Here is a 13285-nt window from a genome sequence, read left to right as displayed (position 1 = left end):
ATCAACCATTCGTATCCGGAGATGCGGCCTAGCTATCCTGGGATTCGTTTGCCGCATCCTCATCGTATTCCTGCTCGAGCTTGTCGGCCTCACGCGGCGTCAACTCAAACTTGTCGACCATATCGACCGCGCGGGAGCCCAGCTCAATCGCTTCGTCAAACAAATCGAGCGAACGCTCCAAGGAGGTATCCTTGGAGCGAACGGTAGCGATGATCTGATCCAGACGGTCCGAAATCTCATCAAAGTTACGGACAGAACCCTCTGGCATGGCTACTCCTCGACGGAGTCGGCCTCGACGGCCTCAGCAGCGTCCGCATCCTCGGCCAACACACCAGCCTCAGCCTGGGCAACCGCAACCTTAGCGGCAGCCTCGGCAGCCTGTGCCTCCTCGCGAGCGCGATCCTCGGCCAGCAGCTCCTGGTATAGGTCCTCGCCCGGCAGCTCCTCGCTGCGAGCGATCTTGCCCAGCACGCCGTTGACGAACGACGCGGACTGGTCGGTGCCATAGGCCTTGGCAAGCTCGACGGCCTCGTTGATCACGATGGCGTCCGAGACCTCCTCGTCGGTGAGGAAACGCATCTCGTAAACGGCGATACGCAGCAGATTGCGGTCGGCGCCGGGCATGCGCATAAGATCCCAGTTCTTGGCAACGGAGCGCAGAGCGCAGTCGATGCGGTCGATATGCTCGTAGGCACCGCGGCAAAGCTCCAGCGCATAGGGGTCGAGGGGACCCTTCGAGATCAGGAAATCGCCCTCGAGGACGCGCTCGAGCGGACTGTCCGTGGCCTCGGCCTGGAACAGCAGCTGCAGCGCCTGACTGCGGGCAAGCGTACGCCCGCGATAAACCTTAAGACTCAAAGGTTACTCCTTGGGGAAAACGAGGCCGTCGATGCAAACGTCAACACGCTCAACCTCAACGCCCACTTGGGCATCGATGGCGGCGACCACGGCGGCGCGAACGGCCTCGGCGAGTTTCTTGAACGGATAGCCAAAGAACACCACGACGCGCACGGTGAGTGCGAGCTTGTCGCCGACGACCTCGGCCTCGACCGCCGGCTCAGAAGCCGGGGCCTTGGACGAGAGCATCATGGAGACAAGGTTGGTGGCAAGGTCCTTGACGCCAACGGAGGCGATGCCCTCGACATCCGACACGGCGCGCGAGACGATGGCGGTCAGAACATCGGGCGAAATGCCGATGCCGTCAATCTTGATTTCCTGGGGCATGAGTCCTCCTAGAAGAGTTGGTTGCTAGACGCGGGAGACGAACTTGCCGTCGCGGGTGTCAACCTTGATGACCTCGCCCTCGTTGAGGTACATGGGGACCTGGATGACAGCGCCGGTGTCGATCGTGGCCGGCTTGGTGGAACCCTGGACGGTGTCGCCCTTAAAGCCCGGGTCGGTCTGGACGATGGTGGTCTCGATGAACATCGGCGGGGTCACGCCCATGAGCTCATCGTCGGCGAAGAGCAGCTGGCAGATGTCGTTCTCGCGCAGCCACTTGGAGTTCTCTCCCACCATGTCCTCGGGAACGGGAACCTGCTCATAGGACTCGTTGTCCATGAAGATGTAGTCGGTACCATCGTTGTAGAGGTACTGGAACTCACGGGTGGTGAGCATGACGCTCTCGAACTTGGTGCCGGCGTTGCAGGTGTTCTCGACGACGCGGCCGCTCTTGATGTCGCGGGTCTTGTAGCGCACAAACGCGCCGCCCTTGCCCGGCTTGACATGCTGGAACTCGACGATGGTGTAGACCTTGTCCTTAATGCGGAGACCGAGGCCGTTCTTGAAGTCGGCGGTAGAAATGGTAGGCATAGCGACCTTTCTTGTTATGGGCAGGACGCACAGGCGTCCAAATTACATACGACAGAAATTATACACTTGCAGACGGCACCTGCAGCGAGCGCATAAAAAGAGAACGCGGGGCGTCCGAATCGATCCGGACGCCCCGCCCCAAACTATCTACCGAAGTAGACTAGCAGTCGATAACGTGCAGGTCGTGCGGGGTCTTGGTGAAGGGCTCGTAGCCGTTCTCGGTGACCACGCCGTAGTCCTCAAGGCGCACGCCGCCCACGCCGGGCAGGTAGACGCCGGGCTCCATGGTGACAACCGAGCCGATCTCGATGGTGTTCTTGCTGCGGTTGAAGTTGGGCAGCTCGTGAATGTCGATGCCCACGCCGTGGCCCAGGCCATGGTTGTAGTAATCACCATAACCGGCATCGCCGATGATCTTCTTGGAAAGCTTGAAAATGTCGTTGCCCTCGACGCCCGGATGGATGGCGGCGACGCACTCCTCGTGCGTGCGGCGCACGAGTGCGTACAGGTCCCGCTGCTCCTGCGTGGGCTCGCCCATCACGACGGTGCGCGTCATGTCGGAGCGGTAATCGCAGTAGCCCGCGCCGTAATCCATAAGAACGAAATCGCCCTTCTCGATCACGCGGTCGCTCGGCACGGCATGCGGGTTGGCGGTGTTGGGACCGCTCGCCACGATGGAGCCGAAGGCGAGGCTGTCGGCGCCGTTGGCGAACATAAAGTTCTCGAGCTCGTTGCGAACCAGCTTCTCGGTCATACCGGGCTTAATAAAGCCGAGCATGTGCTGGAAGGCGGCATCGGTGATCGACTGCGCATGGCGCATGAGCTCGATCTCCTCGGCGTCCTTGATGGCGCGCATCTTGTGGATGTCGTCGTGCATCAACGGCAGCATGCAGGCGACGGAGCGGTCCTCCAGGCCGCGCTGAATGCCCTGATAGAAATTAATCTGCATATCGTCCTCGACAGCGCAGACGCGGCAGTTGTTGGCCGCGATCTTGCCGGCGACCCACCCGGGGATGGTGCCCTCATCCATGTCGTAGACCCAGGGGCTGCCGGCGGGCGTGTTCTCCTCAAAGCTGTTGAGGTAGCGCGAGTCGGTGTGGAACAGGCACTGGTCAGCCGTAATAAACGCAGCGTGCGGGAACTCGAAGGTGTAGTCGAAGACGCCCTTCACGCCCGTAAGCCAACGAAGGTTGGCCTCGTCGCGCACCACGATGGCGTCGTAGCCACGCTCGGCCATAAGGGCACGGACACGCTCGATACGACCGGCAGGACCGGCAGCAAACTCAGACATGCAGATTCCTTTCTTGTTGTCTCTATATAGACGGAACGGGTCTCAACCGAACGACAGAATCGCATGCGATCCGCAACCGATTGAAAACCCGCCCCTCAACATGATACGAAAGACGATGGATGTCAATAAATCTTAGAGAAGTTCTTTGCGAGAAGCCAAGTAGGCATGAGCATGGCGCTCAAGAACCTCGTCCTCAACGCTCGTTAGACGAATGGCGCCTAGCGCCGCGGGCAGCGGCAACATGCTGCGGTTCGAGCGGACAAACTGCTGTCTGCGGAACTCCTCGATATATGCGGCAGGCTCCAGATCGAAGGCAAGCTCCTCGATACCAAAGTCCTCCAGGCAGTCATCGATCTCAAAAACGTAATCGATATCGAAGTCGCAGGCGTCGTGGGCAAGGCGCGCCTCAAAGCGCATGCCCTCGGACAACAGCTGGTAGGCAGGGACCTGCGAAGCGGCATCGCCCAAGCAGGCGCGCAGGGTACGCTCCCCCGTTTTGCCAAAATCGAGAGCATGGCGGGCGCTCGGGTTCGTTGCCGTCAGCACGTCTTTACGGGCAGTCTGAGACCATTGAACGGCATTGACGAGTGCGACCTCTTCGCCCGCGAGAATCTCGGGGACGGTCTCAGTAAACTGATTCCAGCGGGACTTACTGCTCGAAAGCATGGTGCCAACAAGTACCACATAGCCGAGCTTGAGGTCCTCGGGGTCCGTCTCGCGAACAAGGTCGAGGTCACACACGACCAAGCCCGGTTCGGGACGGAACGCGATGGCGGGAAGCGCATTCGCCGACGAGGCGACGAGCGGCTTCATGGTCGTCGCGACCGTGAGCATGGCGTCGAAGGTCGTCGGCAACAGCGCGCACTCGGTTCGGCCGCACCACTGGTTGGCGCACCAGCTAACAACCGAGCAGGTTGCGGCATCGCCAACGGCGACAACCAGATCGTCGCAGGTAACGCCGTTGGCAGACAGGGCGCCAAAGACGGTATCGGCATCGGCGAGCGTGGCACCGGCAGGCGAAACATCGAGGACGAGCAGCGACACGGCAAAGCCGGCGTCGACCAGCGCATGCTCGACGACCTCACCAAAACGCTCTGACGTGTCGTCGTTCCAAACGACCATCGCGCGCTTAGGCTTGCCCACAGCCGAGGAAAACATGCGCGACAGCTCATCGAACGCGCCCAATCCGACGCGGACATCGACACTGCGGTTTTGGAAATTGATCAGTTGACGGCGAATCATAGCAGCCCACGCTCCAAAAGCATCTCGGCACAAAGGTAGGAAACGTCCTCGAAGGACTTGTTGCGAATATCAAGGGTAAGGTCGGCGGCCTGGCGATACAGCGGACGGCGATGCTCAAACAGGCGCGCGGCATGCTCGGGAGAGCGAAAATCGGGGCGCGTGTCGGACCGACGAATCTGGCGAATCGAATCCTCAAAGTCGCCCTCGAGGTACACGCACGTACCCATTTCGTGCATCAGCTCAATATTCACCGGCGTTTCGACGATACCGCCCCCGCACGAAACCAACAGGCTGCGCTCGCTTTGGAGCGAACGGAGCGCCGAGGTCTCGAGCTCGCGAAAACGACCCTCACCCTCAGTCTCAAAAATCTCGGTTACCGACTTGCCGCAACGGCGCACGACCAGGCGGTCGGTATCGATAAAACGCCGCTTGAACATGGTTCCGACGTTTCGCGCGAGCGTCGATTTGCCCGCGCCCAAAAAGCCGATAAAGAAGATATGGTCGCAGCCGTGTTTGGTGTGCTGGGACATAGCGAGACCTATTCCTCGCAGGGAAGGTCGCGCAGGGCCCGGCGCTCAAAGATACGGAAGATCTGCGTATACCACAGGTCCTGCGTCGCCTGCGGCTTAACCAAGATGGTATCGACGCCGGCGAAGTTGCCGCTCCACACGTCCGTGTAGAGCTGATCACCGATCAGTACCGCCTCGTCGGCCGTGGCGCCGAGGCGCTTAAGACCCGCCTTGAGGGCAAACGGCGCCGGCTTCATAGCGTGGCTGATGGCCTCGAGTCCCAGCTCGCGTGCAGAGCTCATGACCTGGTCGCGATGCCAGTTGTTGGACACCATGCACAGCTTAAAACCTTTGGCGCGGGCGGCGTCGAGCCAAGCGGAAACCGCGGTGGGAACCTGCTCGGTGTCGCGCGGCACGAGGGTGTTATCGCGATCGAGCAGAATGGCGCGTTTACCGTCGGCCCACAGGGTATCAAGGTCGATGCGATCGACCGAGGCAACGTATCGTTTGGGGCTAAAAATCCTCATGTTAATTCCAAGACTGTTGATGCTCTTCGTAGGTTTGCGAGAAGTACTCCTCGTCCTGCGTAATGTAGAAATACAGGTCCTCGGAGTCGGTCGGCTCAAGCGTGGCCTTGAGTGCCTCGAGCGACGGAGAGCAGATGGGCGTGGGCGGCAGACCCTCGTGTTTATAGGTGTTATACGGACTATCGCTCTGCAGGTCGTCGGCGGTAACCTCGCCACCGGTGACATACATCATGGTCGCATCGCTGTTGAGATAGCGCAGACCGTCGAGCTTGCCGGCAAGACGGTTGTAGAAGACCGAGGCCACGTGCGCACGTTGATCGGCGTTGAGGCCCTCGCGCTCAACGATAGAGGCCAAGTTGACGATGTCGTAGTCGGACATCTCCACACCGTAGCGTTCCTTGATCTTGGCTTCGCAGCTCGCAAAGTCAAGCGACTTGTACTCGGTCTTAAACTGATCGAGCATAGCGCGAATCACGCCATCGGCCGTCGGCGAATCACCCAACGAATAGGTCTTGGGGAACAAGAAACCCTCGAGCGAGTCGTTGGCGGCGCCCTTAAGGAAGCTATAGTCGTCCACGTAGTTGGAGGCCTTGGCCTGGTTGAGGAAGTCTTCCTTAGAGATGCTGTCGTAGGCCTGAGCCACACGGTCGGCGACTTGATCGACCGTCAGGCCCTCAGGGATAGTCAGCGTATTGGAGCCCGCGTTGGGGCCTTCCATGAGCTGCTGAACAACCTTGGTCGCATCCATGAGTGTGGTGAACGAATAATCACCAGGCTTGAGCGACATATCGGCGTTGAGCTTTTTCACCGCCGCATAGTAATCCTTGGGATTTTCTACGATATGGTTCTCGGAGAGAATCGAAGCGATGCTGTCACCCGAGGCACCATCGGGAATCGTGATAGTAACCTGCTGGCCTGCAACGACTTTCGCACCCTCACCGCCAAAGAAGCCCTTGACGGCTGGCACGACAAAGAAAACGATCGCGACAAGCGCAAGCACGGCAACAACGCCACCGATAATCATAGGCACCGGGGAGCTTTTCTTTTGAGCACCGCGACGAGCATGCGTGTTGTAGCTCGAGCGGGTCGCCGGAGCAACGCCATGCGAACCACGAGCGTGATGCGAATGCGATTGGGGGGCCTGCGTTCGCTGGGTAGGTGCCTGCTGCTTAAAGCGGGTGCCGCCTGCAGGCTGGGCCGTACGAGCAGTGGGCTGCTGAGCCGCGTGAGAAGCCGAATGCTGAACCGAACGAGCAGAAGGCTGCTGACCCGTCCGTTGAACAGGTTGGGCCGAACGAGAGAAGGACTGCGCCGGGCGCGCGGCAGGCTGAGCTGCGCGCTGCGTCGGCTGTGCCGGACGCTGGCCAGGCTGGGCACGGCGCGACGCCGGCTGCTGTGTACGATTCGGCTGGCGCGGATCGGAAGCACTAGGCATGCGAAACCTCCTCGTTTTTACGATCGAGCCACGTCTGCAAAAACAGGCTGGCGGCAATCATGTCGATCTTGCCCCTCATCTGCTTTTCGTTGAGTCCCTGCTCGCGCAGGATACGCTTGGCCTCTTGCGAGGACAGACGCTCGTCCTCAAACTCCAACGGAAGATCGAGCTCGTCGGCAATCTTTTGCGCCACAGCGGCAACGCGCTCGGCCTGAGGGCCGGGCTCACCGGCCATGGTCAGGGGACGTCCGCTTACCAGGATGTCGGGCTCATAGTCCTCAACCAGGTAGCGGAACGTCTTGGCCATACCGGTGACCTCGGCGGCCGGGAGCACCTTGACAGGCATCGCCATCTTGCCATCACGGCTCGAGACGGCGATGCCAATCCTGGTCTCCCCTATGTCCAGCGCGAGCGCAACCACAGCGACCTCTTAGATTCTTAGGCGCCGAGCGCGGTCTTAGCGGCCGCGAGGGCATCGGCGATGCCGGCAGCATTCTTGCCACCGGCCTGGGCCATGTTGGGACGACCGCCACCGCGACCGTCGACCAGACCCGCGATCTGCTTGATCACGTTACCGGCGTGGAAACCGGCCTTGACGGCGTCATCGGAGCCGGCAGCGAGCAGGGCCGGAGTGCCCTTCTCAGTCACGCTGGCGACGACACAAGCAACAGGGCCGGCGACCTTCTGATGCACGGTGTCCCATACGTTGCGCAGGTCGGCAGCCTCAAGGCCCTGGAGCTCAGCGACAACGAGCTTATAGCCGTCGAGCTCGACGGCGCCCTCGATGGCGCTGGAGATGGCGTCGGAGGAGCCACCGGTCAGAGCCTTCTTGAGCTTATTGGACGTCTCGCGCAGCTCGGCCTGCAGGTTCTCCACGCGAGCGGGAACCTCATCCACGCGGCACTTGAGCGCAGTAGCAGCGGCGTCAACGAGTGCCAGGCGGTCGGCCATATAATCGAGGGCACCCTTAGAGGTCACGGCCTCGATACGGCGGACATTGGAGCCCGTGGAGGACTCGGAAATGATCTTGAACAGGCCGATCTCGGCGGTGTTGGCAGCGTGTGTGCCACCGCAGAGTTCGCGGGAGAACGGCTGGTCCTCAGCGCCCACGGAGACAACGCGGACGACGTCGCCATACTTCTCGCCAAACAGGGCGACAGCGCCGGCAGCCTTAGCCTCGTCGATGCCCATGACACGGGTCACGACCGGCTTGGAAGCGAAGATCTGCTGGTTGACCAGGTCCTCGACAGCCTTAAGCTGCTCGGAGGACAGGGCCTCGAAGTGCGTAAAGTCAAAGCGCAGGTGCTCGGGCGTCACCAGCGAGCCGGCCTGGGAGACGTGCTCGCCCAGGACCTGCTTAAGGGCGGCGTCGAGCAGGTGCGTGGCGGTGTGGTTGCGGCGCAGGAAGCCACGGCGCTCGACGCCGAGCGCGGCGGTCACGGTAGCACCGACGGCCAGCGTGCCCTCGGCAACGTGGGCGACGTGAGCATACAGGCCGTTGTGGTTCTTGGTATCGGAAACGGTCAGCGAAACGCCCTCGGCGGAAAGCTCGCCGGCATCGCCCTGCTGGCCACCCATCTCGGCATAGAACGGAGTGCGGTCGAGCACAACCTCGACGTCCTCGCCGGCGGCAGCGGACTCGACGGACTCGCCGTTGCGCACGATGCCAACAACCTTGGCGCCCTCGATCACATCGTTGTCATAGCCGTCGAACTCAGTCGCGGCGACCTTGTCGGAAAGCTCGACCCAAACGTCGTTGAAGCTGCCCCAGACGTCGCCTTTGGCATTGGCGCGGGCGCGGGCCTTCTGGTCCTCCATGCAGGCAGTGAAGCCGTCCATATCGACATCGTGGCCAGCGGTGCCGGCGATCTCGACGGTCAGGTCGATGGGGAAACCAAAGGTGTCGTGCAGCTTAAAGGCAACATCGCCCGGAAGCACAGCACCCTCGGCAAGCGCTGCCAGGGCCTCATCCAGGTAGACGCGACCGTTGTCGAGCGTCGTGGAGAAGCGCTCCTCCTCGGAGGCGACGATACTCTTGACGAGCGCGACGTTCTTGAGCAGCTCAGGATAGGCCTCGCCCATCTGAGCGTTGACCTCGTCGATAAACTTGGTCAGGAAGGCGCCCTCGATGCCCAGCAGGCGACCGTGGAACACGGCGCGGCGGAGCAGGCGGCGAAGGACGTACTCGCGAGCCTCGTTACCGGGCAGGATGCCGTCAGAGATCATGAAGTCGACGGCACGGGAGTGGTCGGCGATGATGCGAAGAGAACGGCTGGCGCCGGAGTAATCGTCGGCGTCATAGGTCTTGCCGCTGATCTCCTCGCCCAGCTTGATGAGGTGCTGCATCAGATCGCCGTCGTAGTTAGCAGTCTTGTGCTGCATGATAGCAGCCATGCGCTCCAGGCCCATGCCCGTATCGAGGTTGCGGTGCGGCAGCTCCGGCATGGAGCCGTCCTCCTGACGGTCGTACTGGGTAAACACGAGGTTCCAGAACTCAAGGAAGCGGTCGCAGTCGCAGCCAGGCTTGCAGTCGGGGCTGCCGCAGCCGACCTCCTCGCCCATGTCAAAGTAGATCTCGGAGCACGGACCGCAGGGGCCGGTGGGGCCAGCGGCCCAGAAGTTGTCGTCCTCGCCCAGGCGAGAAATGTGATCCTCGGCAACGCCCAGGGAGCGCCACACATCGTGGGTCTCGTCGTCCTCGGTAAAGACGGTGAAGTACAGGCGGTCGAGCGGCAGCTTGAACTCCTTGGTAATGAGCTCAAAGGCCCAAGCGCAGGCCTGCTGCTTGGAGACGCCGCCAAAGGAGAAGTCACCGAGCATCTCGAAGAAGGACAGGTGACGGCCGTCCTCGCCGATGCAATCGATGTCGTTGGTGCGGACGCACTTCTGGCAGGAGATAGCGCCGATCTCCTTCATGGTCTTCTTGCCCTGGTAGTACTCCTTAAACTGGTTCATGCCGGCGTTGGCAAGCAGCAGCGAAGGATCGTCGGGGACGAGGGACGAAGAAGGATAGAGCTTAAGACCGCGCTCCTCAAAGAAGTTGAGGAACTTGGAGCGGATCTCGGCCGTAGTCATTGACGGGTAGTCAGCACTCATAGAGGGAATCTCCTCGGTTTCACATCGAAACAGTTCAAACGTAACGATATTACCATCCCACCGCGCAAGTGCAAAAAAGAGGGCCGGCACAATGCCGGCCCTTCAGCGAAATTGCATGTTAGCGCGTATGAATATTAATCCGAATTACCCCGCTAGTTGTCATCATCGTCCATGGAGCCGTCGATGCCGGTTTTGGTATCGTCGTCCGAGTTGGAGTCATCGTCCTTGGCAAAGGGGTTCTTGAAGAAGCCCGTGGCATCGGGTTGCAAACCCGAGAGCTTGATCCAGGGATTATCGAGCTCGGGCTTGGGCATGGCCTTGGCCTCGGGCGCAGTCTCGTTGCCGATGAGCTCGGACTCGTAGATGAAAGTGTCGTCGCCGAGCGCGTCGTAGGCGGCGACCGGATTGCCATCGGCATCGCGGTACGGTGTGCCCTTAAACACGGCGCCGTCATAGGCCACAAGCTGGCGGCCGGTCTCATTCTCAAAATAGTACACGAAGATACCCTTGAGGGCCGCACACAGCGGGATGGCAATAATCATGCCGATGGGACCCATGAGTGCCGAGCCAATAACGAGCGCCGTGAGGCTCATGATGGGATGCACCTGCACCGAGCTCTGCATGACCTTAGGCGAAATCACGTTATCGGTGACGTTTTGGGCCACCATCGTCACGATGAGCGTCCATAACGCCAACATGGGGCTGAACATGAAACCGAGCACCGTGGCGATTGCTGCGCTCACCCAAGGACCGACGACCGGAACCAAATGCATGATGCCAGTGAAGATAGCCATGAGCGCCGCATACGGATGGCCGATGATCAGGAAGCCGATAAAGGCGAGGAAACCACCACAGATGGACGTCACGACCATACCGCGCATGTAGCCGCCGACAGAGCGAGAAAGGATGGCGACCATAAAGCGGTACGAGGTCTCCTTCTCCTGACCGATGATGGTGCAAATCTCGTGGTGCATGCGAGGGTAGTCGCAGGCCATCCAGTAGGCAAGCACCAGACCAAGGAAGATCACGAACAACTGCGAGGCCGTATTGGTGATGAGCGGGAACACACCGCGGCCAAGCTCGGCAGCGATCTGAGACACATACTTCGATGCCACGGTAACCAGCGACGAAAGATTATCGTCCAAATACTCCTTGAGCGGCGTGTTATTGAGCGTCTTGGCATGCGAGATCATCTCATTGAGATCGCCACCCGCAACACGAAGCTGCTCGGGCAGGCGGCTCAGGACTTCCATGATCTGACCAAAGAGAATCGGCGACAAGATGCAAACGACACCGACGAGCACGGCAACAACAACAATAAGCGCGATAAGCGAACCGACGCCGCGATTCACACCATGGTGCTCGAGCCAGTTGGTGATCGGGGACATCACAAAAGCAATGATGGAGCCGACGGCAAGAAACTCGATAACCGGTGCCAGGATGCCCATAAGGTTAAAGATGACAGCAGCAATAACAATGCAGCCGACAACAGCCCAAATGCGCAGCGTCAGAATGCGGGTGTCGCGCAGCACGCGATCGGTTTGTTGGGGGTGCTCACTCATGAACGAATCATCACTCCGTCGGGGTCGATCTTGTCCTGAATCTTCTTAAGCGTGCGGCGCAGCAGACGCGAAACCTGCACCTGAGAAATACCCAGCTTCTTGGCGATCTCGATCTGGGTCATGCCCTTCACAAAGCGCAGCTCGATCACCTCGCGCTCGCGCGGCGAGAAATCACGGATGGCTTCCTCGATCACTAGGCGGTCATCGGTAAAGTCGAGCTCGTTGTCGTCGTCGGCGTAACGGTCGAGAATCGAGGGGGCATCGTCGGAATCGGACGCACCAGGAGCCTCAATGGGCACCGAGGTATAGGCCGAAGACGATTCCATGGCCTCCAGCACCTCATCGACAGTCACATCTAGATACTCAGCGATCTCCTCAACCTTGGGCGAACGCTGCAGCTCGTTGGTAAGTTTGTCAGTAGCCTGGTTGACCTTGGCCGAGAGCTCCTGCAGACGACGCGGTACGCGCACACTCCAGCCCTTGTCGCGAAAATGGCGTTTGATCTCGCCCAGGATAGTGGGTGTCGCAAACGTCGTGAACTCGAGTCCGCGCTCGGGATCAAAACGGTCGATAGCCTTGAGCAAGCCCAGATAGCCGACCTGCATGAGGTCGTCGAGCGGCTCGCCGCGATTCTTAAATTTGTTGGCAAGAAACCTTACCAGGTTCATATGGGACATGACGAGCTGCTCACGGGCGTCCGGATCACCGGTCTCCTTGTAACGACGAAACAGCTCGCGGGTTTTCTCCTTGTCCCAAGCGGTCTTGCCGCTCCGGGAACGTTCGGTCATATTAGATATCCGCCTTGAGGTCGAGGGAAAGCGTCAGGGGCGCCGTAGTCTTTTCGTAGGAGTCGCACACGCTCGCGAGGATGAGCTCGGCATACACCGCAGCCTGGTCGTCTTCATCGACCGTAGCCTGGTCGCCAAAGGTAATAGTCATGCCAACGTGGGTCTCATCGACATCGAATTTGATGGTGATGTCATCGCAGTCGACCGCGGTGCAACCAAAGATGAAAGCCTCCTCAGCAGCCATGCGGATGTCCTCGATGCGATCGACAGACATAGAGCACAGGGCACCAACGTTGGCTGCCGTCATGCGCACAAGGCGAGCGAGACGCGGGTCACCGGCAACGGTCAGCGTGATAGGGCAGGTTGCTTCGCTACTCATCGCAGGACTCCTCAGAGGTCTCGGCGGGCGTATAGGTGTAATACTGAGCCGGCTTGGATACAGACTTCTGACCATCATCGTCGCCCGCGGCGGCCTCGTCCTCGCCAATTAGGACGCGCTCGGTAGGCTGCTCGGCCTCCGCAGCGGCAGCGGCGAGCTTGCGATCGGCGTCGGCTGCAGGAGCCTTCACCTTATTGAAGAGCTTCTGCACAGCACCGGCGGCAGAGTCGGTCACGCTCGACACAGCATTGCTGGCCTCGGCCATGCTACCGGTGACCTCAGAAATGTCGCGAACCACGGCTTCGACCTCTACGAGATTGGAGGTAAGGGCATCAACTGCCGTCTTGCTCGACTTAAGCAGCGGCTCCATCTGGGCAAGTGCCGGCGTAAGCTCATCGACAGCGCCATCGAGCTTTGCCACCACAGGCTGAGCCTCGGCGATGGTGTTGTTGAGGTCGTTCACGGTCTTATCGAGCGAGTCGACAACATTGCGGGTCTTGCGCAGGGTAAGCGCGAGCTCAGCGATGGCCCACACGCCGGCAACGGCGAGCAGCAGCAGGGCGATTTGAATGGGACTCATACAAGCCTCCCGGAGGAATCGAAATACAGACGATTTTCATGGTACCCCAAAGGGGACCGAACAT

15 protein-coding genes are annotated in these 13285 nt (G+C 60.2%); all 15 read right to left on the bottom strand.

Annotated elements, in window-relative coordinates; genetic code table 11:
* Positions 1-28 precede the first annotated feature (28 nt).
* The gene (locus AB5750_RS03045; RefSeq protein WP_006233978.1) at positions 29-268 is read right to left on the bottom strand and encodes an exodeoxyribonuclease VII small subunit; all 240 of its coding nucleotides are present in this window, start codon (positions 266-268) and stop codon (positions 29-31) included.
* Positions 269-270: 2 nt separating this feature from the next.
* On the bottom strand, positions 271-858 hold the full coding sequence (gene nusB / locus AB5750_RS03040) for a transcription antitermination factor NusB (RefSeq protein WP_195503162.1): 588 nt from the start codon (positions 856-858) through the stop codon (positions 271-273).
* Positions 859-861: 3 nt separating this feature from the next.
* A complete protein-coding gene (locus AB5750_RS03035) occupies positions 862-1224 on the bottom strand; it encodes an Asp23/Gls24 family envelope stress response protein (protein ID WP_006233982.1) in 363 nt (120 codons plus the stop codon).
* A 24-nt stretch (positions 1225-1248) separates the two neighbouring features.
* Positions 1249-1812 (bottom strand): elongation factor P, encoded by a 564-nt coding sequence (gene efp, locus AB5750_RS03030; RefSeq protein WP_006233983.1) that lies wholly within the window; start codon positions 1810-1812, stop codon positions 1249-1251.
* A gap of 160 nt (positions 1813-1972) precedes the next feature.
* Positions 1973-3103 (bottom strand): M24 family metallopeptidase, encoded by a 1131-nt coding sequence (locus AB5750_RS03025; protein ID WP_368145337.1) that lies wholly within the window; start codon positions 3101-3103, stop codon positions 1973-1975.
* A 132-nt stretch (positions 3104-3235) separates the two neighbouring features.
* Positions 3236-4345, bottom strand: coding sequence for a hypothetical protein (locus tag AB5750_RS03020; protein ID WP_368145338.1), 1110 nt, complete (start codon positions 4343-4345; stop codon positions 3236-3238).
* Complete coding sequence (locus AB5750_RS03015) at positions 4342-4875, bottom strand: shikimate kinase (protein WP_250787099.1); 534 nt, start codon at positions 4873-4875, stop codon at positions 4342-4344. The genes AB5750_RS03020 and AB5750_RS03015 overlap by 4 nt, the downstream gene beginning before the upstream one ends.
* A gap of 8 nt (positions 4876-4883) precedes the next feature.
* A complete protein-coding gene (locus tag AB5750_RS03010; protein WP_161194197.1) occupies positions 4884-5381 on the bottom strand; it encodes a YqeG family HAD IIIA-type phosphatase in 498 nt (165 codons plus the stop codon).
* 1 nt (position 5382) lies between these two features.
* Positions 5383-6816: an endolytic transglycosylase MltG gene (mltG, locus tag AB5750_RS03005; protein ID WP_368145339.1), complete on the bottom strand. Its 1434-nt coding sequence runs from the start codon at positions 6814-6816 to the stop codon at positions 5383-5385.
* Entirely contained in the window at positions 6809-7237 is a 429-nt protein-coding gene (ruvX, locus tag AB5750_RS03000) for a Holliday junction resolvase RuvX (RefSeq protein WP_035138185.1), read from the bottom strand. Before ruvX ends, mltG begins: the two co-directional genes overlap by 8 nt.
* 17 nt (positions 7238-7254) lie before the next feature.
* On the bottom strand, positions 7255-9912 hold the full coding sequence (gene alaS, locus AB5750_RS02995; RefSeq protein ID WP_368145340.1) for an alanine--tRNA ligase: 2658 nt from the start codon (positions 9910-9912) through the stop codon (positions 7255-7257).
* Positions 9913-10064: 152 nt separating this feature from the next.
* Positions 10065-11474 (bottom strand): AI-2E family transporter, encoded by a 1410-nt coding sequence (locus AB5750_RS02990; protein ID WP_368145341.1) that lies wholly within the window; start codon positions 11472-11474, stop codon positions 10065-10067.
* On the bottom strand, positions 11471-12262 hold the full coding sequence (locus AB5750_RS02985) for an RNA polymerase sigma factor SigF (RefSeq protein ID WP_022094589.1): 792 nt from the start codon (positions 12260-12262) through the stop codon (positions 11471-11473). Before AB5750_RS02985 ends, AB5750_RS02990 begins: the two co-directional genes overlap by 4 nt.
* Position 12263: 1 nt before the next feature.
* Positions 12264-12641: an ATP-binding protein gene (locus AB5750_RS02980; protein WP_006233993.1), complete on the bottom strand. Its 378-nt coding sequence runs from the start codon at positions 12639-12641 to the stop codon at positions 12264-12266.
* Positions 12634-13221 (bottom strand): hypothetical protein, encoded by a 588-nt coding sequence (locus AB5750_RS02975; protein WP_138374846.1) that lies wholly within the window; start codon positions 13219-13221, stop codon positions 12634-12636. Before AB5750_RS02975 ends, AB5750_RS02980 begins: the two co-directional genes overlap by 8 nt.
* Between the last annotated feature and the right edge of the window lie 64 nt (positions 13222-13285).

The organism is Collinsella aerofaciens, assembly GCF_040926185.1.
GTDB lineage: Bacteria > Actinomycetota > Coriobacteriia > Coriobacteriales > Coriobacteriaceae > Collinsella > Collinsella aerofaciens_BC.
Note: the sequence above shows the minus strand (reverse complement) of the source record. Positions and strands in the feature narration are given on the sequence as shown.

Bases quoted from the DNA above. Each gene is read 5' to 3' on its own strand.
- AB5750_RS03045 (WP_006233978.1), bottom strand. From the start codon at position 268: ATGCCAGAGGGTTCTGTCCGTAACTTTGATGAGATTTCGGACCGTCTG.
- AB5750_RS03035 (WP_006233982.1), bottom strand. From the start codon at position 1,224: ATGCCCCAGGAAATCAAGATTGACGGCATCGGCATTTCGCCCGATGTT.
- efp (WP_006233983.1), bottom strand. From the start codon at position 1,812: ATGCCTACCATTTCTACCGCCGACTTCAAGAACGGCCTCGGTCTCCGC.
- AB5750_RS03025 (WP_368145337.1), bottom strand. From the start codon at position 3,103: ATGTCTGAGTTTGCTGCCGGTCCTGCCGGTCGTATCGAGCGTGTCCGT.
- AB5750_RS03020 (WP_368145338.1), bottom strand. From the start codon at position 4,345: ATGATTCGCCGTCAACTGATCAATTTCCAAAACCGCAGTGTCGATGTC.
- AB5750_RS03015 (WP_250787099.1), bottom strand. From the start codon at position 4,875: ATGTCCCAGCACACCAAACACGGCTGCGACCATATCTTCTTTATCGGC.
- AB5750_RS03010 (WP_161194197.1), bottom strand. From the start codon at position 5,381: ATGAGGATTTTTAGCCCCAAACGATACGTTGCCTCGGTCGATCGCATC.
- mltG (WP_368145339.1), bottom strand. From the start codon at position 6,816: ATGCCTAGTGCTTCCGATCCGCGCCAGCCGAATCGTACACAGCAGCCG.
- alaS (WP_368145340.1), bottom strand. From the start codon at position 9,912: ATGAGTGCTGACTACCCGTCAATGACTACGGCCGAGATCCGCTCCAAG.
- AB5750_RS02990 (WP_368145341.1), bottom strand. From the start codon at position 11,474: ATGAGTGAGCACCCCCAACAAACCGATCGCGTGCTGCGCGACACCCGC.
- AB5750_RS02985 (WP_022094589.1), bottom strand. From the start codon at position 12,262: ATGACCGAACGTTCCCGGAGCGGCAAGACCGCTTGGGACAAGGAGAAA.
- AB5750_RS02980 (WP_006233993.1), bottom strand. From the start codon at position 12,641: ATGAGTAGCGAAGCAACCTGCCCTATCACGCTGACCGTTGCCGGTGAC.
- AB5750_RS02975 (WP_138374846.1), bottom strand. From the start codon at position 13,221: ATGAGTCCCATTCAAATCGCCCTGCTGCTGCTCGCCGTTGCCGGCGTG.